The following is a 1847-nucleotide window of genomic DNA, read 5'->3' on the forward strand; positions in this document are numbered from 1 at the left end:
CCGCATCAAAAACTTGACAAAAAAACACCGGATATGGTCTACTGGGAAACATTTCCCAGGAAAGAGGCAGCAGCCTGAATAAGCAGTTTATCACTTAAAAAAAGCATTTTGCTGTTCAAACAATCCCGACCACCGCTGTATTTCGTGGGCGGAAATTTCGGGGAAGGGGTTGTGTGTGCGCGCAATGCCAGAACCGGCAATTGGAGTCCTCCTGCTTTTTTTACTGTGGCAGGCGGCAGTTTCGGATTTCAGGTCGGCGTTGAATCCATCGACCTTGTGCTCCTTGTTATGAACAAAAAAGGCTTGGATTCCATCCTGCAAAGTAAGGTTGTGCTTGGCGGTGATATTAGCGCCACCGCAGGTCCTGTAGGCAGAACCCTCGAAGCAGGAACCGATATTCTGCTCAAATCGGAAATCTATTCATACTCCAGGACCAAAGGTTTATTTGCCGGAATTTCTCTTAAAGGTGCAACAATCTTTGCAAATGATGATGCAAACAGAGCTTTTTACGGAAAAGAACTTTCGGCCAGACAAATAACGCTTGAGCATGATGCCAAAAATATACCGCAAGCCGCAGAAAAACTGGTGCAAATTCTTAACCATATTACAAAGCGCGACAGTAAATAGAAGAGAGGTAGTATTGGGGACATTCAACTATTAAACTTTTGATTAAGTATTTAAATTCTTAACGGTTTTGATTAAAAAAGATTTAACATCTTCAAAGTCAACTGTTTTGTCATTTTTAAAATTGATCGGTTCCGTGGATATGTCCGCAAAATAAACAAGGCTTTTTAAGATCAGATTGATGTCGATATCCGGAAATTTTTTTTGCGCAAGTTCCAATAGATCGTTTAGTTTATGCGTCTGCAGGATAAAATACAGATCAATATAGTCTTTGTTGCTGGCGCGGCTCAGGATAGCTGACATTTTCATTGCGGCAATATCTTCTATCGCAGCCATGCATAGATATTTTTCGTTTATTGTTTCTCTTATCAGCGGATAGTTATAACCGATAAAACTAAGTATTATTTCATTGTCAACCAGAACGGTAAGAGTATTTATTTCTTCCTGGATTTTAGTCAGTTTGTATGCGTTTAAATCTCTTTTTATTTTTTGGAACTGCTGTTGCGTGTCAAAATCGCCGGTTTTGAAAAAATCAAAATCAATGCTGTCCCGATGACCAATTTGCAGAGCAAGGGCTGTGCCGCCTGCCAGATAAAATTCATTTTTAAGCGGAGATAGCTGTGGCAATAAGTCTTGCCTTTTTTTATCCAAGATGCCGTAAAACATGTTTAGCCGTTTGTGGCTGAATATCAAAAAAAAGCGACCAGTAATTCAATGATTTGTCGCTCCATTCGCCAGGCATAGGCTCTTCCACTTGCTTTTTGATTTCAGCTTTGTCATATATTTTAAATAATAAATCAGTGGCTTCTTTTGTACCAAGATTCAAAACATTAGTGATTATCCGTTTTTTATCTTTTTCCAAATCGATTTGCCCTAAATCATAAGACCACAAAAATGGCTTGAATTTGGCTAATATATATTTTTTTTCCTGCTTCATGTTTTTTATTTTAACACATCTTGAATAAACAATCAAGGAAGATAGGGAAAGAGGGTGTGCGACAAATTTATGGGTAACGATTTCAGATTGCGGCCCGATGTTCCCAAAAATCTTCCCAACGGTTGCTTAGAATACTACAGCGCAGAGAGTTATAGTCAAGAGTTGTGTATGGAATAATTAGGCGGCGATCCATTTTTTTTCAATTCCATTCACAAATTTGACTCCTTTAATTACTTCAGCCAATCGTTCAGGGCAGTGGAGACGTAACCATCTTTTCTCAGCGCAC

Annotated in this window: 3 protein-coding genes; 1 reads left to right on the forward strand and 2 read right to left on the reverse strand. The window is 39.1% G+C overall.

Annotation, left to right across the window (positions count from 1 at the left end):
• Positions 1 to 144: 144 nt before the first annotated feature.
• Positions 145 to 627 (forward strand): lipid-binding SYLF domain-containing protein, encoded by a 483-nt coding sequence (locus VXK47_RS20150; protein ID WP_435550587.1) that lies wholly within the window; start codon positions 145 to 147, stop codon positions 625 to 627.
• A gap of 42 nt (positions 628 to 669) precedes the next feature.
• On the opposite strand, the gene VXK47_RS20155 is transcribed toward VXK47_RS20150, so the two are convergent.
• Together VXK47_RS20155 and VXK47_RS20160 are read right to left on the reverse strand one after the other, a co-directional pair.
• A complete protein-coding gene (locus tag VXK47_RS20155) occupies positions 670 to 1251 on the reverse strand; it encodes a nucleotidyl transferase AbiEii/AbiGii toxin family protein (RefSeq protein WP_435550588.1) in 582 nt (193 codons plus the stop codon).
• Between the two features lie 16 nt (positions 1252 to 1267).
• Positions 1268 to 1561, reverse strand: coding sequence for a DUF6922 domain-containing protein (locus VXK47_RS20160; RefSeq protein ID WP_435550589.1), 294 nt, complete (start codon positions 1559 to 1561; stop codon positions 1268 to 1270).
• Positions 1562 to 1847: the final 286 nt, after the last annotated feature.

The organism is Desulfobacterium sp. N47 (assembly GCF_051233685.1).
Taxonomy (GTDB): domain Bacteria; phylum Desulfobacterota; class Desulfobacteria; order Desulfobacterales; family RPRI01; genus RPRI01.

Coding starts and splice junctions, on each gene's coding strand:
- VXK47_RS20160 (WP_435550589.1), bottom strand. CDS start 1,561: ATGAAGCAGGAAAAAAAATATATATTAGCCAAATTCAAGCCATTTTTG.